The sequence below is a fragment of the Stenotrophomonas sp. NA06056 genome (genome assembly GCF_013364355.1).
Lineage (GTDB): Bacteria > Pseudomonadota > Gammaproteobacteria > Xanthomonadales > Xanthomonadaceae > Stenotrophomonas.
Genome location: NZ_CP054931.1, coordinates 4254694 through 4274497, shown reverse-complemented (window position 1 = coordinate 4274497; position 19804 = coordinate 4254694). Strand labels below are relative to the sequence as shown.

Below are 19804 nucleotides of genomic sequence, written 5' to 3'. Positions count from 1 at the left end.
TCGAGCTGGATCGACTGTAGCGCACGGATGACGATCCGCAAGGACGCGCGTGAATCGCATTGGATCCGGGTTGGCACACACGTTCGCATTGGTGGGGCGGATTCGTGTCGACCAGGGTCGACACCTACCAGAGCGGATCGCGAGTAGATCCACGCCATGCATGGATGGCATCCGCGTACGTTACGCCACGCGTCCGCGCCGCGCGCGCTCCAGGTGCACCAGCAGCAGCGAGATTGCCGCCGGGGTCATGCCGGGAATGCGCTGTGCCTGGCCGATGGTCTGCGGACGAACGCGCTCCAGCTTCTGCAGCGCTTCGGCCGACAGCCCGCGCACGATGGCGTAGTCGAAATCGCCGGCAATCGGGGTGGCTTCATGCCGCTGTTGGCGCTCGATCTCCTCGCGCTGGCGGTCCAGATAGCCGGCGTACTTCACCCCGATCTCCACCTGCTCGGCCACCTTGCCATCGGCCACGGCCGGGCCGAGCGAGGGCACCTGCATCAGCTGCGCGTAGTCCAGCTCCGGGCGCTTGATCAGGTCCAGCACGTTGGTTTCGCGGCTGACCGCCACGCCCAGCGTTTCCTGAACTTCACGGCCCAGCGCATTGGCCGGGGTCGCCCACAGCGCACCCAGACGCGCACGTTCGGCGGCGACGGCAGCCTGCTTGGTCTCGAACGCGCTCCAGCGACGATCATCGACCAGACCCATGTCGCGGCCGGTCGGAGTCAGGCGCTGGTCGGCATTGTCTTCGCGCAGCTGCAGGCGGTATTCGGCCCGGCTGGTGAACATGCGGTACGGCTCGTTGGTGCCGTGGGTGATCAGGTCATCCACCAGCACGCCGAGATAGGCTTCGTCGCGACGCGGGCACCAGCCCTCCAGACCACGCACCTGGCGAGCGGCGTTGAGGCCGGCCAGCAGGCCCTGCGCGGCAGCCTCTTCGTAGCCGGTGGTGCCGTTGATCTGGCCGGCGAAGAACAGGCCGTTGACCAGCTTGGTTTCCAGCGAGGCCTTCAGGCCACGCGGATCGAAGAAGTCGTATTCGATCGCGTAGCCGGGGCGGGTGATGTGCGCGTTCTGGAAGCCGCGGATGCTGCGCACCATTTCCAGCTGCACGTCGAATGGCAGCGAGGTGGAGATGCCGTTGGGATAGATCTCGACGATGCCCAGGCCCTCGGGCTCGACGAAGATCTGATGGCTGGCCTTTTCGGCGAAGCGCACCACCTTGTCCTCGATGGACGGGCAGTAGCGCGGGCCGATGCCTTCGATCTGGCCGCTGTACAGCGGCGAGCGGTGCAGGGCGTCGCGGATGATCTGGTGGGTCTGCTCGCTGGTGTGGGTGATCCAGCAGCTGACCTGCTGCGGATGCTCATCCACCGATCCGAGGAAGGACATCACCGGGCGCGGCGTGTCGCCGGGCTGCTCGTCCATCACACTGTAATCCAGCGAGCGGCCATCAATGCGGGGTGGCGTGCCGGTCTTCAGACGGTCGACCTGGAACGGACGCTCGCGCAGGCGCGCGGCCAGCGTGGTCGCCGGCGGGTCGCCCATGCGGCCGGCGGCGTACTGGGTCGGGCCGACGTGGATCTTGCCGGCCAGGAAGGTGCCGGCGGTCAGCACCACCGCCTCGGCATCGAAACGCAGGCCGGTCTGGGTGATGACCCCGCGCACGTGGTCGCCCTCGATGACCAGGTCATCCACCGCCGCCTGGAACACGGTCAGGTTGGCCTGGCCCTCGACGATGGCGCGGATCGCCATGCGGTACAGGTTGCGGTCGGCCTGGCAGCGGGTGGCGCGCACGGCCGGGCCCTTGGAGGCGTTGAGCGTGCGCCACTGGATGCCGGCGCGGTCGGCGGCGTGCGCCATCGCACCGCCCAGGGCGTCGATCTCCTTGACCAGATGGCCCTTGCCGATGCCACCGATGGCCGGGTTGCAGCTCATTGCCCCCACCGTTTCGATGTTGTGGGTCAGCAGCAGGGTGCGCACGCCGGTACGGGCCGCGGCCAGCGCGGCCTCGGTGCCGGCGTGGCCACCGCCGATGACGATGACGTCGTAACGATGGAAGGAATCGATCATGGGGGCTGTTCAGCGAGGGCGGGCGCAGCCGAGGGGCGCGCCGGGGTGGCGATTTTAGCGCCAATCGGGGCAGGGACGTCGGCGCCGGTCGGCTGGCGTCGAAATCAACCCTAAAGTTGGCAGGATTTTTGCAGATAACCCAATAGCACCCACCGTGGCTGGCGCCGCAGGCGCCCGTGACCGGAATTGGAACAGGGGCCGGTACAGGCGCACGGTGGGGGAGCAGAGGGGCCGGCAGTCGGGGGACTGTCCGGCCCTGTTTTTTTTGCCGGTACCGGGAGAGCCCCATCCACGCATGGCGTGGATCTACCGTGGGCCGTCATCAGTAGATCCACGCCATGCGTGGATGGCTCGGCGACCCCGGTCCAAAACGAACGGCCCCGCAGTGCGGGGCCGTTCGTCTTCAAAGGTGCCGACATCCGACAGGGCCGGAACAGGGGGGATCCAGATGTTCCTGTCGGATATCGACGTAGAGCTGTTTGTGACGTGCCCTTAACGTTTTTGTCACTTTGTGACGCGGGCCGTCACCACCTGCGTAGATTGAGGCTTGGACCGTGTGAAATGCAAGGCGGAACACGCGCAACTGTGCGCTATCTCTCTTGATCCATCGCACGCCAGGGGGAACTGTTCATCCTTGGCGCCCGCGGCGCTGGCGCAGGACGCGCCTGCGGCGCCGGAGACGGGCGCTCGACCCGCTGCGCGGGCTGCGGCGGCCGGCGCATCGAATCCATGTTGCGCCAGGGCGAGCCGCCATTGTTCTGGCGCGGCGGCGGTGGCGGACGGTTCTCGCCACCATTGCCCGGACGCGGTGGCGGGCGATGGTTGTGCGGCGGGCGATAGATCGGCCGCTGGTAGTACGGACCGCCGTAGCCGTAATAGCCACCGCCGCCGTAATACGGATAGCCGTAGTCGGCCGGGTAGCCATAGGGGTAGCGGTACTCGACCGACGGCGCACCGTGGTAGTAACCACCGCTGCGGCCACCGACATAGTCGTAGGTGGTGCAACCGGTCAGGGCCAGCAGCAGGCCACCGGCAAGCATCAGGCGCGTTTTCATGATGGGTCCCCCCAGAGGACGGGTATGCAGGCAGCTTCAGCCGCCGGCGTTGAATCAGCCCTTAATTCCGCCGGCCAGGATGAATGGCGGTGTAGGCCTGCATGCTGGCATGACCGATGGCGCCCTCGCCAGCGCGGGGCCATACGTTAATCTTGCGTCATGAGCGATTCACTGTTGCCCCGCGCTGATGACGTCCTTGCCGCCGCCGCGCGGATCGCACCCCATGCCAGCGTGACCCCCGTGCTGCGCTCGCGCACGCTGGATGCGTTGGCGGGTGCGCAATTGGCGTTCAAGGCCGAGCACCTGCAGCGCGGTGGCGCATTCAAGTTCCGTGGTGCCTGCAATGCGGTGTGGTCGCTTGATGCCGATAGCGCCAGTGCTGGCGTGGTGACCCATTCCTCCGGCAACCACGGTGCCGCACTGGCCCTGGCCGCGCGCACCCGGGGCATTCCGTGCCACGTGGTAGTGCCCGAAGGGGCAGTGGCGGCCAAGCTGGCCAACATTGCCCGGCATGGCGCCACCCTCTGGCGCTGCCCGGCCACCATCGCCGACCGCGAAGCCACCTGCGCCAAGGTGCAGGCCGATACCGGCGCGACCCTGGTCCATCCGTATACGGACCCGGCGGTGATGGCCGGGCAGGGCACAGCGGCCCTGGAACTGCTGCACAGCGACGGCCCGTTCGACGTGCTGGTGGTGCCGGTGGGCGGCGGTGGCCTGGCCAGCGGTACCGCGCTGGCCCTGCAGTACGCCAGCCCGGGCACCCGGCTGGTGCTGGCCGAGCCGGCCGGCGCCGACGACACTGCCCGTTCACTGGCGACCGGCAAGCGACAGGAAGCATTTGCCCCGGACACCATCTGCGATGGACTGCGCACGCTGATCGGCGCGCCCAACTTCGCGCTGCTGCAGGCCGCGGGCGCGGAGGTCATCGTGGTTGACGATGACGCCACCGTGGCGGCGATGCGCCTGCTGTGGGATGTGCTCAAGCAGGTGGTCGAACCGTCCTCGGCGATCGTGCTGGCGGCGGTGCTTGCGCAGCCTGCGCGCTTTGCCGGCCTGCGTGTGGGTCTGGTGCTGTCCGGCGGCAACGTCGATCTGCCTGCCCTGCGCTGGGGGGCGCCATGAGCCGCGGCCGCCATCGCGAAGGCACCGGCCTGCTCGGTTGGGTGTGGCGGTTGTTCGTACTGCTGGTGATCTGGCTGCTGGGCGTGACCGCCTGGATCGTCTGGGTCGGTGAACGCGACCAGGCGGCCAAGGCGGACGCGATCATCGTGCTCGGTGCGGCGGCCTATGATTCAAAGCCCTCGCCGGTATTTGAAGAGCGCATCCGCCATGGCCTGGATCTGTATGACGCCGGCTACGCGCCCCTGCTGATCTTCACCGGTGGCTATGGCGGCACTGGCGCGCGCTTCTCCGAATCGCAGGTGGCCCGGCGCTACGCGCTCAAGCACGGCATTCCCGATGACGCGATCCTCATCGAGACCGCCTCGCGCAATACCGTGCAGAACCTGGTCGAGGCCAAACGACTGATGGACCAGCGCAAGCTGCATTCCGTGATCATCGTCAGTGACCCGCTGCACATGGCGCGCGCGCTGCGCCTGAGCAAGGCGCTGGGCATCCAGGCGTTGGCATCGTCCACGCCGAGCACGCGTTTCCGAAGCTTCCATACCAGCTGGCGTTTCCTGGTGCAGGAGATCTACTTCTTCCACCGTGATCTGGTGCGGCCGCCGTTGAGTTCGCCGGCCAATACCTGAGCGGCTGCCGCTGCGCTCGCCGGGCATGGCCCGGCGCCACCCGGTTCGCGTGCCGGCCCATACCTGCCTTTGATAGGTGCCGACCTTGGTCGGCACCATGCTGGCGGCACCGCGATCTGATCGGCGTGGCATGCGGTAGTGCCGGCCGCTGGCCGGCAGATGCCCACCCTGGGATCGTGAGGTTGCCGTCCAGCGGCCGGCACTACCAGACAGTCAGGTCTGCTTGCGCCGGATCGGGATCGCCGACACCGGCACAGACGCAATGTCATGGCCGCCTTCGCGGATCGGTGCGCCCGGGTCGGGTGCCCAGGCATGGGCGTAGATCACTTCCCAGCTGCTGGGCAGCTTGCCATCGTCGCGCCGCATCGGCTCGTACGCCGCCGCTGCCGCCGCAAACCGCCCACGGCCGGTCAAGGTATGGCGGCGATCAACCCGCGCGTTGGTCGCGCCCATCGCACGCAGCTCGCGCATCAACGAAGGCAGATCGTCATAGGTGAGGGTGAACAGGTCGCGGTCCAGAACCGGGTCGCGGAAGCCGGCCATCATCAGCGCATCGCCGAACTGGGCGATCTGCGCGAAGCGGCTGACATGTGGCCGGTCATCGGCGGCGGCGAAGGCTTCATTGAGTTCGACCAGCGTTTCCGGCCCGAAGGTTGAACACACCAGCAGCCCACCGGGCTTGAGCACGCGGCGGAAACCGGCGAACACCGCCGGCAGGTCGTCGACCCACTGCAGGCACAGGTTGCTGAAGATCACATCCACGCTGTTGTCAGCCAACGGCAGCGCGGCGGCATCGGCGCACAGGCGCTGGAACGGCTTCCACCAGCCTGCCTGACGCTTGGCCTGGTCCAGCATCGGCAGTGCCACATCCAGCGCGATCACCTGCGCCTTCGGCCAGCGCTTCTTCATCAGCGCGCTGGCATGGCCGGTGCCAGCACCGATGTCCAGCACCACCTCCGGCTTGCGTGCCTCCAGATAATCCAGCGATTCCAGCAGCCGTGACTGCACTTCGCGCTGCAGGGCGGCGGCAGCGTCGTAGCTGGTGGCGGCGCGGGCGAAGGCGCGGCGGACATGGCGGGCATCGAAGTGGGACGGCATTGCAGAAGTCTCTTAGAACGTACCGGGGTAGGCGCCGCCGTCGATCAGCAGGTTCTGCCCGGTGAGGTAACCGGCCTGTGCACTGCACAGGAAGGCGCAGGCCGCGCCGAATTCGTCCGGCGTACCGAAGCGGCCGGCGGGAATCTGCTGGCGGCGGCGTTCGGCCACGGCCTGCACGTCGCCATCCTGGCCAGCGGCGTGGGCGAAGTTGGCGCGCAGGCGGTCGGTGTCGAACTGGCCGGGCAGCAGGTTGTTGATCGTGACGTTGTGGGCGACCGTGCGCCGCGCCAGCCCCGCGACGAAGCCGGTCAGGCCGCTGCGCGCGCCGTTGGACAGCGCCAGCGTATCGATGGGTGCCTTCACCGATGACGAGGTGATGTTGACGATGCGACCGAAGCCGCGTTCGATCATCGCGTCGACGGTGGCGCGGATCAGCGCGATCGGCGCCAGCATGTTGGCGTCCAGCGCAGCGATCCAATCGTCGCGCTCGAACGTGCGGAAGTCTCCCGGCGGCGGACCACCGGCGTTGGTTACCAGGATGTCGACCTGCGGGCAGGCGGCCAGCGCCTGGGCGCGGCCCGCCTCGGTGGTGACGTCGGCGGCGACCGCGCGCACGTCAGCGGCGCCGGGCTGCGCGCGCAGATCGGCAGCGGCAGCCTGCAGCGCGTCCTCGCCACGGGCCACGATCACCAGGTTTACGCCCTCACGTACCAGCGCACGTGCGCAGCCGAGGCCCAGGCCCTTGCTTGCGCCGCAGACCAGTGCCCAGCGGCCGGAGATACCCATATCCATGCGTCAGTCCTGCGCGGTTTGGAAGGCGGTCATTGTCCGCCATCGGCCGGTGACAGGCCGGCAACGAAGTGTTGCAGGGCGGCTGCAACGTCATCGGCATGGCCGAGGAAGGGCGCGTGGCCGCCATGGGCGACGGTCAGCGACTGCCCGCCCGGCGCCAGCGCCGCAGCGGCCTGCATCGCGGCCGGCGAGACCAGACGGTCGCGCTGGCCGGCAATCCACAGGCTGGGCTTGCCCAGTGTGGGCAGGGCGCCACGCAGGTCGGTGTTCTCCAGCAGTTGCAGGCCCTCGCGCAGTGCACGTTCGGCAGGCGCGCCGCGCTCGACCAGGCGTTGGCGCAGGGTGCGCAGTTCCTCGCGGGCATGCGCCGAACCCATCACGTCCAGTGCCAGGAAACGTTCCAGGGTGCCGCTGAAGTCCCGCGCCAGGTCACGACCGAACTGCTCGAACACCGACGGCTCCACAGCGTGCGGCCAGTCATCACCACGCACGAAGCGCGGCGTGGCGGCGATCATCGCCAGACCACGCACCTTCGGCAGCGTGGCCGCCGCGTGCAGCGCGAACAGGCCGCCCAGTGACCAACCGCACCACACCGCTGGCGGCGTGGCCGTGGCAATGGCGTTGACCACGAACGGCAGACGCAGTGGCGTGCTGTCGTCGCGGCTGTGGCCATGGCCGGGCAGGTCGACCAGATGCAGCGTGAACTGATCGGCCAACCGCTGCACCAGCGGCGCAAACACGCCGCCCTGCAGGGCCCAGCCGTGGATCAGTACCAGGTCCGGCCCATGGCCGGTCACTTCAATATGCATGGGAACTACACGATCACTCAGGCCAGCGCCGGCAACGACGGTGGCAGCACTTCGCGCGCGGCAAAGGCCACGCGGTCGCGTGCAACGGCGATGGCTTCGACCAGGCCGCGCACCTGTTCGGTGGTGTGCAGCGCGGACAAGGTGACGCGCAGGCGCGCTTTGCCCTCCGGCACGGTCGGTGGGCGGATCGCGCCGACCAGCCAGCCGGCCTGTTCCAGCGCCTGCGACATCGCCACTGCAGTGTGGTCGTCGCCACACAGCAGAGGCTGGATCGGCGTTTCCGATGCCATCAGATCCAGCCCGTGGCGTCGCGCTTCGCCGCGGAACAAGGCAATCAGATCGGCAAGCTTTGCGCGGCGCCAATGATCGCGGCGGGCCAGGCGCACCGCTTCCAGCGCGGACGCCGCCAACGCTGGCGCCATGGCGGTGGTGTAGATGTAGGGGCGTGCGGTTTCGGCCAGGTGCTCGATCAGGTCCTCGCGGCCGAGCACCAGCGCGCCGGAACCGCCGAGCGCCTTGCCCAGGGTGACCAGCTGCAGTGGCACATCGTTCACGCCGAGGCCGGCAGTGGCGACCGCGCCACGGCCATCGCCGAGCACGCCGACGCCATGCGCATCGTCCACGTAGAACAACGCCTGCTGCAGGCGCGCGACCAGCGACAGCGCACGCAGCGGCGCGATATCGCCATCCATGCTGAAGACACTGTCGGTGGCCAGCATTGCTGCGCCATCGGGCGCATGCTTGAGCTGGCGCATCGCACCTTCCGCATCCAGGTGCGGGTAGCGGCGCAGGCGCGCGCCGGCCAGGCGCGTGGCATCGAGCAGACTGGCGTGGTTGAGCTTGTCCTGCACGCAGACATCGTTCTCTTCGCTCAGCAGCGCCTGCTGCACGGCCAGGTTGGCGGCGAAGCCACTGCCGAACAGCAGCGCACGCGGGTAACCGAGCCACTCGGCCACTTCGCGTTCCAAGGCGTCATGCAGCGCGTGGTGGCCACAGACCAGGTGCGAAGCACCGGCACCGGCGCCTTCGCGCGCGGCGGCATCCTGCAGTGCGTTGACCACGCTGAACTGCTGGGCCAGGCCCAGGTAGTCGTTGCTGCAGAAGCCCGTCAGCCAGCGCCCATCGACTTCCAGGCGCACACCATCGCGACGGGTGACCGTGCGCCGCGGGCGGCGACGGCCTTGTGCATCGCGCAACGCGCGCTGGGCTTGGAGGCGGGCGGTCAGGTCGGGGCGTGCCATGGCGGCTGGATGCGGCGACGGGGCGGCTAGGGTAGCGCGTTGCCGCGACGCCTGCTTGGCCGCCGGCTCAGGCCGCGTGGGCGCAGCCGCAGCCGGGCGCATCGGCGCTGATATCGGCATGCACGGTGCCGCCATGGTCGTGGCCGTCGGCGTCCACCTGCACCGCCATCGGCTGCAGGCCCAAGCGTGCGAACAGGGCCATGTCGCGCTCGCTCTCCGGGTTGCCGGTGGTCAGCAGCTTGTCGCCATAGAAGATGGAGTTGGCGCCGGCCAGGAAGCACAACGCCTGCAGTTCGTCACTCATCGCTTCGCGACCGGCCGACAGCCGCACCATCGAACGCGGCATGGCGATGCGCGCCACGGCGATCATGCGCACGAACTCGAACGGGTCCAGCTCGGCACTGCCATGCAACGGCGTGCCGGCCACCTGCACCAGCTTGTTGATCGGCACCGAATCGGGATGCGCCGGCAACGTGGCCAGCGCCAGCAGCAGGCCGACGCGCTGCGCGCGCGTTTCGCCCATGCCGACGATGCCACCGCAGCAGGTCTTCAGGCCGGCATCGCGCACGTGCTCCAGCGTGTCCAGGCGGTCCTGGTACTGCCGGGTGTGGATGATCGAATCGTAGTAGTCCGGCGCGGTATCGAGGTTGTGGTTGTAGTAGTCCAGACCGGCGTCCTTCAATGCGCGCGCCTGCTCGCCACTGAGCATGCCCAGCGTGGCGCAGGTTTCCAGGCCCAGCGCTTTCACCCCGGCGATCATCGCGGCCACCTTCGGGATGTCGCGGTCCTTCGGCGAACGCCAGGCCGCACCCATGCAGAAGCGCGAGGCACCGGCGGCCTTGGCCTGGCGCGCTTTGGCCAGCACCGCGTCGGTCTCCATCAGCTTCTGCGCGTTGACCCCGGTGCTGTAGCGCTGCGCCTGCGGGCAGTACGCGCAGTCTTCCGGGCAGCCACCGGTCTTCACCGACAGCAGCGTGGAGACCTGCACCTGGGCCGGGTCGAAGTGCTCGCGGTGGACCGCGGCGGCGTGGAACAGCAGTTCCGGGAAGGGCAGGTCGAACAGCGCCTGCAGTTCGTCGTGGTGCCAGTCGTGGCGGATGGCGGTTGCCATGGCGGGACCTTGGAAGGGCTGGAGCGAGGGCGCAGTCTGGGTGGGGCTGGGACTTCTGTCAACCATGCAGATATGTCTATGGTTTACAGCGTGCCGCCGCCCAAACGAAATGCGGCGGTGCTAAGTTCGCCGCTACACATGGAACGTGAGAATCGGCATGAATCCGCATCAGAACGCCGCAACCTGTCGCAACGCGGTGCTGTGCAGCCTGGCTGATCTGCCTGATGGAGGTGTGCGTCTGGTGTTGGATGACCTGCGCAGATCGGAGACTGCCGGTATGTGGCAGCACCGTACGTTCGTTACATTCAAAGACTATCCACCGAGCCTGCTTGCCGACCTCGAAAGCCTTTCAGAGGCGGAGTTGGCTGACTTTGGCTTCTACGTGCTGGTTCGCCTGCTGGCGGTCAATGGCCGGTTACCCGAGGCTGACGACGCACCGGACAGTGATATGTACCTGACCGACGAGCAGCGGCATCACATCGCAGCGTTGACCGACGAAGACGTTGCGTGGATCGATCAGCAGCTGCTGTCCCGCTGTGACGATCAGTTCCGCAAAGTCGCCTATGTCGTGGCCACGGCGATGTCGCTGGACCCCGAAGGTCAACCGGGAATTCCAGATGTGTTCTACGCAGGGCGTGTGCGCAGGCTGGTCGAGCGGGGCGTGCTGGAGGCTGTCGGCGACCTGTCGCGCATGCGCTTCAGCGAAGTACGAAGGGGACGCTGATGATCCCGGCAGCGGGAAGTGAAACTGCAGGAGTCCACGTGGACAGCTGGGAACCGATGACCGTGCGGGAACTGGAAGCGTTGATTGCGCGCCAACTGCAGGATTGCTCGCCGCGTCAACAAGCAGCGTTTGCGTTGTTGAGGGTTCCGATCCATCCGGTGCGGTTGCATCGCTTGGGGTTGATTGAGCCGGTGCTGGTCGTGGCTCATTTTCCACAGGGCCTGCTGTACTTCGAAGACGTGGAATATGGGTTCGAGATAGGAGTGCCGGACGTGGATGGCGTGCTGCCCGCCGGAGGCTGCAACCAGCTGGAGTTGGTGCACGTACTCAATCGTCTTGGAGCATGACGTCTGCTGCATCCCGCAAGTGCTGCGGATGCCGCCGAAGGCGCCGATCATTGCAGACGCGCGGCCGTGCAAGCCCACGCCGGATCGGGCACTCGCGTGAATGCCCGCCCGGCGCATCAGATCATTTCGGCATCAGCACCGTGTCCACGACGTGGATCACGCCATTGGACTGCCTGACATCGGCAATGCTGATGGCAGCCTTGCCGCCCTTGGCATCAACCACCCACAGCGCGCCATCGTGCAGCTTTACGGTCAGCGGTTCGCCTTCCACCGTCTTCAGCGACACCATGCCGCCGTGCTTCCTGGCGTCGGCCATCAGCTGCTGCGAGGTATGGGTGCCGGCGACCACGTGGTAGGTCAGGATCTTGGTCAGATCGGCTTTGTGTTCAGGCTTGACCAGCGTATCCACCGTGCCTGCAGGCAGCTTGGCGAATGCTTCGTTGGTGGGCGCAAAGACCGTGAACGGGCCTTTGCCATTGAGCGTATCCACCAGCCCGGCGGCCTTCACGGCGGCCACCAGCGTGGTGTGATCCTTGGAGTTGAGTGCGTTCTCGACGATGGTCTTGCTGGGGTACATCGCAGCGCCACCGACCATCACGGTGTCGGCGGCGAAGCTGAGCGAGGCGGTGCCGCAGAGCACCGCGAGGCTGGCGGTGAGGGCGACACGTTGAAGAAGAGCGTGCATGGTGCGTCTCCTGGGTACTTCCGCCCCCGGCATGGGGGCATGGAAGGTACGCAGCAGGCGGGCCAGCGGATGCACCGCCCGACCCGTAAACGCGCGCGTTGCCTGCATGGTTCAGCGATGAGACGCTGCCGTGAGCGGCGTCGCGTCTTCAGACAAGCGCTCAGCCCTGCTTGAAGACCGTCTTCTGCCCGATCGTGCGGGTCTTGGGAGCGGTGGACCGGCCCAGCCCGGGAATCAGGAAATCGGCCGGGCTGCGGCCATGCTTGGTGCGTTCGGCAAGCCAGCGCGGCATGCGGCCGCGGCCCGACCACGTGTTGCGCTTGTTGTCCGGATCGCGGTACTTGGCGGCCACCTTGCCGGGCTTGCGTCGTGCGGCAGGTTTTCTGGCCGGCGCCGTGGCCTCGCTGGGCGCGGTGCCGATCAGTTCCTCGATCGTGTAGCCGCACTGCGCTGCAAAGGCGATCAGCTTGCGGCGGACGACGGCCACGGGGCGGCGGCTGGCGACCAGCGCCCTCCGCTGCTCGGCAGCAGCCACAAGGGCGTTCAGTTCGCGCAGGCTCAGGTGTTCAACGTCGATAGTCATGCTGCGGAGAGTCAGGAGATCCTGGTTGCCTGTCAAGCGGCGGATGCTTCAGCTGCGCCGTGTCCGTCACCACGCCCAGGCCGGGAACGCCGGGATCCTCGCCTTGCAGCGGAAACCGTTTCCAGCACGCGGAACTCCAGCGAACGTAGTCAGTGGCGGGTCACTCGGTTACCGTTCCGGCCTGATCACATGCGCAGCCGAACCAGCATGATTCCGGGACACTACTTCAAGACAGATGACGGTTCACTTCCCGAAGTGGAAGTCACGTTCGCCGTGCCCGCACACATGGTGGCTGCCTTCGCGCATCTGTTCGCCTGCGGCGCGCGCGATGCTACTCGTGGGGGAGGGCAGCTGTGGGCGTCGGGCAAACCATCGGTGCGACAGTTTTCCGGACTGGAGGATGCGGAACGGCTCGGCTCGGGTGAATCAGAGCCATTTCATCTTCTCCTTGAGGGAATTGTCCGCCAAGGAACCCGACTACCAGACCTCGGCGTCCTGGTGACTGCTGACGGGTTCACCGTTGATTATCGTATGGGGGCCACCTGGCAGGACGCCGAGATACGGGCTTTCCTGTCGCTGCTTGGCGACCTTCGCGCACTCGGCGGTAGTGTGTCTGTTCCATGGTGGGGCGAAGGCGGACAGCGTGACTTCCAGCAGGCATTGGCCAGGTAAGCGGGTGCACCTGCTACCCACTGCCCCTCCTTCCAGTACGATTCCATGAACGTTCGCGAGCGCAAGGATGCCTTCGATGTCGACTGCCCAGCACTCTCGAATGATCACTGGCGCAGCCAGGGCGGTGCTGCGCCCTCTGGGCTGTGTGCAGAAGGGGCGCTCCAGAATCTGGCTTGACGACCAGGGGTGGTGGATCGGCGTGGTCGAGTTCCAGCCATCTTCGTGGGGGAAGGGAAGCTATCTGAATGTGGGAGCGTGCTGGCTCTGGCATGAGAAGGATTTTCTTTCGTTCGACGCCGGGTACCGGGTGGAAGGCTTCCACGAGTTCACCAGCGAGGAGCAGTTCTCCGACGCGGCCATGCTGTTGGCCAGACGTGCGGCACAGGAAGTGCTGGCGCTGCGCGAGCGCTTCCCCTCGGTCGCTCATGCATTGGCATGGATGACCGCCAATGCATCGCCGACGCTATGGAACACATACCATTCGGCGGTGTCGGCCGGGTTGGCTGGAGACGTCGAACGCAGTCGGTTGCTGTTTGCAGAAGTGATCGCCGATTCATATGACGTGGCATGGGCCATTGAGCTGAAGCAGAGGGCTGCCGGGCTGCTGCGCTGCCTGGAGTCGGGGGGCGGGTTTGAACAGGAGATCGCGGCCACGATCGGGCGAACGCGCGCAGCGCTGCGACTCCCTGCCCAGCACAGTGCTGCCAGGCCGTTCGAGGCTTGAGGGGGCCACAATGGGTACGTTCCGTCTATCTCTTGTGGCAGACATCCAAGCAGCGGTGGCCTCCTGCTTGAGCAGCGCCATGACGATTGACAAAGCGCTGGCGGCGATGGAATCTGCGCCGCTATGCGCTGGACATGCGCTTCAACGGCGAACCATATGCAGCACGGAATGATGCAGGGGATGTGGGGACGACGCGTAGTGATCGGCCCGCTGCTGGCGGCATGGATGCTTGCAGGAACAGTGCACGCACAGACCTTTGACCCGCGCGCCCACAAAGGGCCGCAGCACGGAGTGCCGAACGAAGTGATGGTGCTCGGTACCGCGCACTTGGCGGTGCTGCCGGAAACCTTCGAGCCCGCGTCACTGGGTACCCTGATCGACCGGCTCGCAGCGTGGCAGCCGAAGGCCATCGCGATCGAGTCGGTATCGGGCCAGCAGTGCGACATGATGCGGCGATACCCTTCCCGCTACCGCTATACGGTGAAGGACTACTGTCCCGATGTTTCGGCGGCCGGGAAAGCAACGGGTCTTGATGTGCCGGCAGCGAACGCGTCGGCAGAGACGATGCTGGCAACGTGGCCTGCACATCCCACGGCCGCGCAACGGCGCACGCTTGCCGCTACGTTCCTGGCTGCCGGCGAACGCGATTCGGCGCTGGTCCAATGGTTGCGTCTCCCTGAAGCGGATCGGCAGGCAGGAGACGGCCTGGACCAGGAGTTGGTTGCGGCCCTGGAAGCGCTGCGTGTCAGCCGCAATGAGAACACGCTCATTGCCGCAACACTCGCAGCCCGTCTTGGCCACGAGCGGTTGTGGCCGATGGATGACCACAGCTCCGATCAGTTTGGCCCCGATCCCAAAGCTTATGCAGCCGCGATCAGGAAGGCCTGGGACAACCCGGCGAGCAAGCGCCGGGGGACGATGTTCGGTGCGTTGGAAGCGCAGGTCGACACGCCGCAGAAGGCACTGGCGCTGTATCGCCGCTACAACGCAGCGGACCTGGCATCGGTCGCCTTCGAAAGCGACTACGGCGCCGCATTGGAGGAGCCGTCTCCGCAGGGCTACGGGCGGCGCTACGTCACCTCGTGGGAGACGCGCAACCTGCGCATGGCGGCCAACATCCGCGACCTGATGGGGCCGACCCCGGGGATGCGCACGCTGGTGCTTGTCGGTGCATCGCACAAGGCGTACCTGGCCGCGTATCTCGAGCAGATGCACGACGTGCGTATCGTCGACGTGCAGGCGATGCTGGAGTAGTCCGCCAACGACCGGCGACTGCATGAGGCAAGCCGTTCCCGATCAGTGCCCGATTCCTCGCCATGAAGGATCACAACATGAAACGCAACGTCATTTCCGGCACCAGAATGTATGTCGCGGTCGCCGGGCTGGCGCTGTTGGCGGGCTGCACCGAACCCTCGCTGTCCGAACCGAATGTGCAGGCATCGACGGGCAAGGGGGCGCAAGCGCCTGACGCCGCAGACGCGATGCCTGCGGGGCCCATCGAGGTGCCCCCCGTGATCGTGCACTCCGCGGCGGACACGCAGCCCTTCCCGTTCGAGGCGCCGGCAAAGGTGGATACCCCGCCGAGCACCTGCCGGATCGATGGCCTGGTGCTCCCGGCCAACGCGAAGGTCTATGCGGCGGGAGCCTATGGCGGTAAGGAAGCCGATTTCCAGATCGATCAGAGTGGCCACCAGGCCACGACCATCCAGGTGGCCGTGCACGAACCCAACGCGCCGGTGGTGCTTTTGTTGGGCGCTTACGAACCCACCGTGTGGAGTATTGGTTGGACGCGTGGTACGCAGATTGCGGCGGTGCTGGTGACCGGCTACCACCGGCAGCGGGTGACTGGCCTGCCTGCCGGCATGCCGCTGCTGATCAGCTCCCGCGAGGATCGTGGCCCCTGCAGCTTTGCCTACGTGGGAGGAGAGGGGTGGAGCAAGCTCAATCCGTTGGCCCGCGAAGTATTCGGTCGCGCGGTTGACGTGGCCTATGCGGCACGCGACGGCCGGGCGGTCATCGGCACGTTGCCGCCTGGGGCGCAACTGGTGACCGATATCACGGCCAAGCCGGTAGCGGACTTCCAGCTGAAGGATGCACCGCTGGCGGGGCAGGCTGGTATTGATGCAGCGGTGCGCAGCGGGGTGCTGCGCCCAGCGACCGTGGCCGACCTGCGGGCCTGGGAGGCCGGTGGCCGACGTAACGGCGGTGCCGCGGACATCCCGCGCATCGAAGGCGTCAACGCCGAGCGGGAGCAGGGCATGCCCTTCCATAGTTACACCGTACTGAAGGCCTTCGCCATCCCGGCGGGGTTGTATGGTGCGCACGCGGCGACGTTCTTCGTGGCACCGGGAGTACCGGCCCCTACTGGGGAGCCGGGGCACTCGCAGGTGCGTTTCTTGGAGAATGGGCAGTGTGTCGGTGCGACCTGCGGGATGCGATAGGGAATGTCCGGAAGACCACGTCGCTCTCAGGCCGAACTGCGGCGCGCCGTCGGCGAAGTCCTGCACTACCTGTGGGACCCCATCGGCGTAGCGGACGTTCCTGATGCGCGCAGCGAGTACGATGCCTATGCCGACCGCATCTTCGCAATGCTGGTTCATGGTAGTTCCGAACGGGACATCGCAACTGCGCTGCAGGACATTGCACAGCAACAGATGGGCCTGCATGGCACCGAACCGCACGCGGACCGAATCGCCAGAACGTTGACCGCGTGGCGGGAGGCTGCTCCCGGCCAGGAATAGACGGAGAGCGGGTCACTCCCTTCACTGACCTGCATTTGCTGGATTCGCTGATGGGCCGCAACCGCTGGCACGATCATGCTGCGGCATGCATCTCCCACTGCCTTCCGCCCTTGGCGAACTGTTGCAGGCCGCCTTTCGCCTGCTGCTGCCGCTGCGCTGCCTGGTCTGCAGCGAGCCCGGCCACGACACCCTCGACCTCTGCCCTGCCTGCCTCGCCGATCTACCATGGGCGGGGCGCGCCTGCCTGCGTTGCGCGTTGCCGCTACCGGATGCAGCCCTGCCCATCTGCGGAACCTGCCGCGACGAGCCACCAGCGCAGACCGCGACCCACGCCAGCCTGCTGTACCTGCCGCCGGTCGATCAGCTGCTGGTCCGCTACAAATTCCACCAGGACCTGTCCGCAGGACGCCTGCTTGCGCAGCTGATGCTGCGCAACCCGCCGCCATGGACATGCGCGCCATTGGTGCCCGTGCCGCTGCACCGCAAGCGACTGCGTCAACGTGGCTACGACCAGGCCGCCGAGCTGTGCCGCCTGCTGCAATTGCCGACGTGGCGCGGGCTGTATCGCCGCCGCCACACCGCGCCGCAGTCCGAACGCAGTGCCGAGCAGCGCCGCGACAACCTGTTCGACGCCTTCGATGTGCGCGGCGCCGTACCGGCGCGGCTGACCATCGTTGACGACGTGATGACCACCGGCAGTACCGTGCTGGAGATCGCGGAGACGCTGCGGCTGGTGGGCGCAGGAGAGGTGCGTGCATGGGTCTGCGCCCGCGTGCCGTGATCGCTCCTTTCATCCTCAAGGGCTAGGATGGTCATGAACCCGGATCGAAGGAGTGGTCATGAATTCCCCCCTGTCTCCCTTGTTGTCGGCCGTTGGACGCAGCTGGTGGATCCTGCTGCTGTACGGTCTGGTGGCGCTGGGCTTCGGCATCATCGCGATCGGCTGGCCGATGTCGGCGGCCATCGCGCTGGCGTGGACGCTGGGCGTAATGGCCATCATCGAAGGCGTCATCAGCCTGCTGGCGCTGATCACCGGTGGCAGTGGTGCCTCGCGCGGCTGGCTGCTGCTGTATGTGGTTGCCTCGCTGGGCTTCGGCATCCTGGCGGTGATCAATCCGCTGGCCACCGCCAGCGTGCTGGTGCTGTTCCTGGCCGCATGGCTGCTGGTGGCGGGCATCTACCGCATCATCTTCGCCATTCGCGTACGCAAGCAGATCCACGGCGAGTGGCTGCTGATCCTCAGTGGCGTGCTGGCCATCGTGCTGGGCCTGCTGTTCGCGGCCAACCCGTATGCGGGCGTAGCGGTGACCACGCTGTGGATCGGCATCGGCAGCCTGCTGTACGGCGTGCTGCAGGTGCTGGTGGCGTTCAAGCTGCGCAAGCTCCGCTGAGCGCCACGCTGTCGCAGCAGTGCCCTGGGTTGCGTCGACTGAAAGTCGACTGCGCTTTGATCCAGCCATGTGACCTCCGCGCTGCGCGCGGAGGTCGACCCAGGCCGACCGCTACCGGGCAAACCCGGCTTCGATCTCTTCCAGCGAGCGCCCTTTGGTTTCCGGCAGCCACAACGCGGCCACCAGGAAGAACACGAACGTGCAGCCGGCCCAGAACAGGAACATGCTGGCGTAGCCGTAGTGCCCCACCGTTGGCAGGAAGATCGCGGCAATGGTGGTCGACACGAACTGGTTGATCAGCAGCGCGATGCTCATGCCGTTGGAGCGGATGCGGTTGGGCATCAGCTCGGACAGCGCCAGCCACACGCACACGCCAGGGCCGACCGCGAAGAACGCGACGAACACCAGAATGCAGGCAGCGACTGCCCAGCCATGCGCGGGTGGCGGGATCGGGCCGATGCGTGCCTGCTCGATGCGCAGCGGCGCCTGCGCGGCACTGGCCGGATCGGCGAACGGATTCAGGTGCAATGTGCGGAAGAACGCGCCGATGACGCTGTCCGGCTGCACGGTGCCGGCGCGTTCGATGCGCAGCTCGCGGTCGGTCAGGTTGTCGCTGCGCAGGGCGCGCACGTTGGTGAAGTCCCCATAGGCGTAGGACACGGTCAGCTGCAGCGGTCGGCCCTCGCGATCGATGCCACCGGCAAGACGCTGCCACTGCGCGTCGTCCAGTACCAGTTGCAGGCCATCGCCACTCACTGCCGCCTGCAGCTGCGGCTGCACGTCGGCGCGACCACGTTCGGCCTGGAAGAACAGCGTCGCCGCTGCCAGCAAGGCCACGCAGATGCCTCCGCTGCCCAGCATCAGCAGGAACTTGCGGCCCTTGCGGTCGACCAGCAGCAGCGCGGCTACGGTCATCACCGCGTTGAGCAGTTTGATCGCCACATCAGCGCCGTTGGCGACCGAGCCGGACAGGCCCGCCTGGTTGAGGATGTTCACCGCATAGGCCAGCACCGAGTTGATGCCGGTGGCCTGGGTGCAGGCCAGCACCACGCAGGCCAGCACGAACGGCACCACGTAGCGGCGGCTGAGCAGCGGGTCGCGCTTGCCGCTGCTGCTGCTCGATTCCGGTGCCTGGATCTGCGCCAGCGTGGGCTCGACGTCGGCAGCGGGCAGCACGCGCTGCAGGCTGCGCCGCGCATCATCGATGCGGCCGCGACGCACCAGCCAGCGCGGTGATTCGGACAGCCAGAAGATGCCGGCGCAGAACAGCAGGCCCGGACCCAGGCAGGTCCAGAAGATGGTGCGCCAGGCATGGTCCTTCACCGTGAACAGTTCCTGCGCCTGTTGCGCGACCGGCAGCGAGCGCACCGCTTCGGCGGCGGCGTCCACGGCGTGCGCGTGGTACAGGCCGATCAATGCGGCCAGCACCAGGCCGACGGTCAGCAGCAGCTGGAACATCGCCGCACCGCGGCCGCGCCGCTCAGGGCTGAGCACTTCGGCCAGGTACAGCGGAATGACCACGCCGATCAGGCCGCCGCTGACGCCTTGCAGCAGTCGCCCCAGCAGCAGCGGGGTGTAGCCCGACGCCAGCGCCATGATCGGGATGGAAGCGGTGAACAGCACGCCTGCCAGCAGCATCGCACCGCGGCGACCGATCAGGTCGGCGATCATGCCGGCAAAGAGCGAGGACAGCACGCTGCCCAGCAGCACCGCAGCGACGACGAAACCAAGCTGCTGGCTGCTGAGCTGCCAGGCGTGGCTGGCGGTGGCTTCAAGGTAGGGCAGGGCGCCGGCGATGATGCCGATGTCGATGCCGTACAGCAGGCCGCCGAGGCCGCCGATGAAGAGCAGGTAGCGTACGGGCCAGCGCGGGGCGGTGCTTGCGGTCATCGACAGGTTCCCAAGGGGCGGAGTGCTTTCTGTAGAGCCGAGCCATGCTCGGCTGCTTTCCGTTCCGATATCGAGGTACCCCGTGCCGCGCCTCGCGCGCGGTGAGCCGAGCATGGCTCG

Annotated in this window: 21 protein-coding genes; 11 read left to right on the top strand and 10 right to left on the bottom strand. The window is 67.0% G+C overall.

What is annotated here, in order from left to right; translation table 11 throughout:
• Window positions 1-180: 180 nt before the first annotated feature.
• Together mnmG and HUT07_RS19310 are read right to left on the bottom strand one after the other, a co-directional pair.
• Window positions 181-2070, bottom strand: coding sequence for a tRNA uridine-5-carboxymethylaminomethyl(34) synthesis enzyme MnmG (gene mnmG / locus HUT07_RS19315; RefSeq protein WP_176022266.1), 1890 nt, complete (start codon window positions 2068-2070; stop codon window positions 181-183).
• 590 nt (window positions 2071-2660) lie between these two features.
• The gene (locus tag HUT07_RS19310; protein WP_176022265.1) at window positions 2661-3125 is read right to left on the bottom strand and encodes a hypothetical protein; all 465 of its coding nucleotides are present in this window, start codon (window positions 3123-3125) and stop codon (window positions 2661-2663) included.
• Window positions 3126-3284: 159 nt separating this feature from the next.
• Between HUT07_RS19310 and HUT07_RS19305 the strand changes: the two genes are divergently transcribed.
• Window positions 3285-4247, top strand: coding sequence for a pyridoxal-phosphate dependent enzyme (locus HUT07_RS19305; RefSeq protein ID WP_176022264.1), 963 nt, complete (start codon window positions 3285-3287; stop codon window positions 4245-4247).
• Window positions 4244-4876 (top strand): YdcF family protein, encoded by a 633-nt coding sequence (locus HUT07_RS19300; protein ID WP_176022263.1) that lies wholly within the window; start codon window positions 4244-4246, stop codon window positions 4874-4876. Before HUT07_RS19305 ends, HUT07_RS19300 begins: the two co-directional genes overlap by 4 nt.
• Window positions 4877-5089: 213 nt before the next feature.
• Here the strand turns inward: HUT07_RS19300 and bioC are convergent, their stop codons facing one another.
• From bioC to bioB, 5 genes are all read right to left on the bottom strand, one after another.
• The gene (gene bioC, locus HUT07_RS19295) at window positions 5090-5974 is read right to left on the bottom strand and encodes a malonyl-ACP O-methyltransferase BioC (protein WP_176022262.1); all 885 of its coding nucleotides are present in this window, start codon (window positions 5972-5974) and stop codon (window positions 5090-5092) included.
• A 12-nt stretch (window positions 5975-5986) separates the two neighbouring features.
• Window positions 5987-6766 (bottom strand): SDR family oxidoreductase, encoded by a 780-nt coding sequence (locus tag HUT07_RS19290; RefSeq protein WP_176022261.1) that lies wholly within the window; start codon window positions 6764-6766, stop codon window positions 5987-5989.
• A gap of 29 nt (window positions 6767-6795) precedes the next feature.
• Window positions 6796-7575: a pimeloyl-ACP methyl ester esterase BioH gene (gene bioH, locus HUT07_RS19285; RefSeq protein WP_176022260.1), complete on the bottom strand. Its 780-nt coding sequence runs from the start codon at window positions 7573-7575 to the stop codon at window positions 6796-6798.
• A 17-nt stretch (window positions 7576-7592) separates the two neighbouring features.
• Complete coding sequence (gene bioF / locus HUT07_RS19280) at window positions 7593-8816, bottom strand: 8-amino-7-oxononanoate synthase (protein ID WP_176022259.1); 1224 nt, start codon at window positions 8814-8816, stop codon at window positions 7593-7595.
• A gap of 67 nt (window positions 8817-8883) precedes the next feature.
• Window positions 8884-9927 carry a biotin synthase BioB gene (gene bioB / locus HUT07_RS19275; protein ID WP_176022258.1) on the bottom strand — a complete coding sequence of 348 codons (1044 nt, stop codon included), beginning with the start codon at window positions 9925-9927 and terminating at the stop codon, window positions 8884-8886.
• A 157-nt stretch (window positions 9928-10084) separates the two neighbouring features.
• Between bioB and HUT07_RS19270 the strand changes: the two genes are divergently transcribed.
• Together HUT07_RS19270 and HUT07_RS19265 are read left to right on the top strand one after the other, a co-directional pair.
• Window positions 10085-10651 carry a DUF3658 domain-containing protein gene (locus HUT07_RS19270; protein ID WP_176022257.1) on the top strand — a complete coding sequence of 189 codons (567 nt, stop codon included), beginning with the start codon at window positions 10085-10087 and terminating at the stop codon, window positions 10649-10651.
• Between the two features lie 38 nt (window positions 10652-10689).
• On the top strand, window positions 10690-10998 hold the full coding sequence (locus HUT07_RS19265; protein WP_176022256.1) for a hypothetical protein: 309 nt from the start codon (window positions 10690-10692) through the stop codon (window positions 10996-10998).
• Between the two features lie 121 nt (window positions 10999-11119).
• On the opposite strand, the gene HUT07_RS19260 is transcribed toward HUT07_RS19265, so the two are convergent.
• On the bottom strand, window positions 11120-11683 hold the full coding sequence (locus HUT07_RS19260) for a fasciclin domain-containing protein (RefSeq protein WP_176022255.1): 564 nt from the start codon (window positions 11681-11683) through the stop codon (window positions 11120-11122).
• 160 nt (window positions 11684-11843) lie between these two features.
• A complete protein-coding gene (locus HUT07_RS19255; RefSeq protein ID WP_176022254.1) occupies window positions 11844-12266 on the bottom strand; it encodes an H-NS histone family protein in 423 nt (140 codons plus the stop codon).
• A gap of 189 nt (window positions 12267-12455) precedes the next feature.
• Between HUT07_RS19255 and HUT07_RS19250 the strand changes: the two genes are divergently transcribed.
• The 7 genes from HUT07_RS19250 (at window position 12456) to HUT07_RS19220 (ending at window position 17794) form a co-directional block, all read left to right on the top strand.
• Window positions 12456-12938, top strand: coding sequence for a hypothetical protein (locus HUT07_RS19250; RefSeq protein ID WP_176022253.1), 483 nt, complete (start codon window positions 12456-12458; stop codon window positions 12936-12938).
• A 76-nt stretch (window positions 12939-13014) separates the two neighbouring features.
• Window positions 13015-13662, top strand: coding sequence for a DUF4304 domain-containing protein (locus tag HUT07_RS19245; RefSeq protein ID WP_254898905.1), 648 nt, complete (start codon window positions 13015-13017; stop codon window positions 13660-13662).
• 198 nt (window positions 13663-13860) lie between these two features.
• Window positions 13861-14916 (top strand): DUF5694 domain-containing protein, encoded by a 1056-nt coding sequence (locus tag HUT07_RS19240; protein ID WP_217706650.1) that lies wholly within the window; start codon window positions 13861-13863, stop codon window positions 14914-14916.
• 77 nt (window positions 14917-14993) lie between these two features.
• Entirely contained in the window at window positions 14994-16103 is a 1110-nt protein-coding gene (locus HUT07_RS19235; RefSeq protein ID WP_176022252.1) for a hypothetical protein, read from the top strand.
• Window positions 16104-16106: 3 nt separating this feature from the next.
• Entirely contained in the window at window positions 16107-16403 is a 297-nt protein-coding gene (locus HUT07_RS19230; RefSeq protein WP_176022251.1) for a hypothetical protein, read from the top strand.
• Between the two features lie 85 nt (window positions 16404-16488).
• Window positions 16489-17184, top strand: a complete 696-nt coding sequence (locus HUT07_RS19225; RefSeq protein WP_176022250.1) for a ComF family protein — start codon at window positions 16489-16491, stop codon at window positions 17182-17184.
• A gap of 58 nt (window positions 17185-17242) precedes the next feature.
• A complete protein-coding gene (locus HUT07_RS19220; RefSeq protein WP_176022249.1) occupies window positions 17243-17794 on the top strand; it encodes an HdeD family acid-resistance protein in 552 nt (183 codons plus the stop codon).
• Window positions 17795-17905: 111 nt separating this feature from the next.
• Here HUT07_RS19220 and HUT07_RS19215 read toward each other — a convergent pair whose 3' ends face one another.
• A complete protein-coding gene (locus HUT07_RS19215) occupies window positions 17906-19684 on the bottom strand; it encodes an MFS transporter (protein ID WP_176022248.1) in 1779 nt (592 codons plus the stop codon).
• Window positions 19685-19804 lie beyond the last annotated feature (120 nt).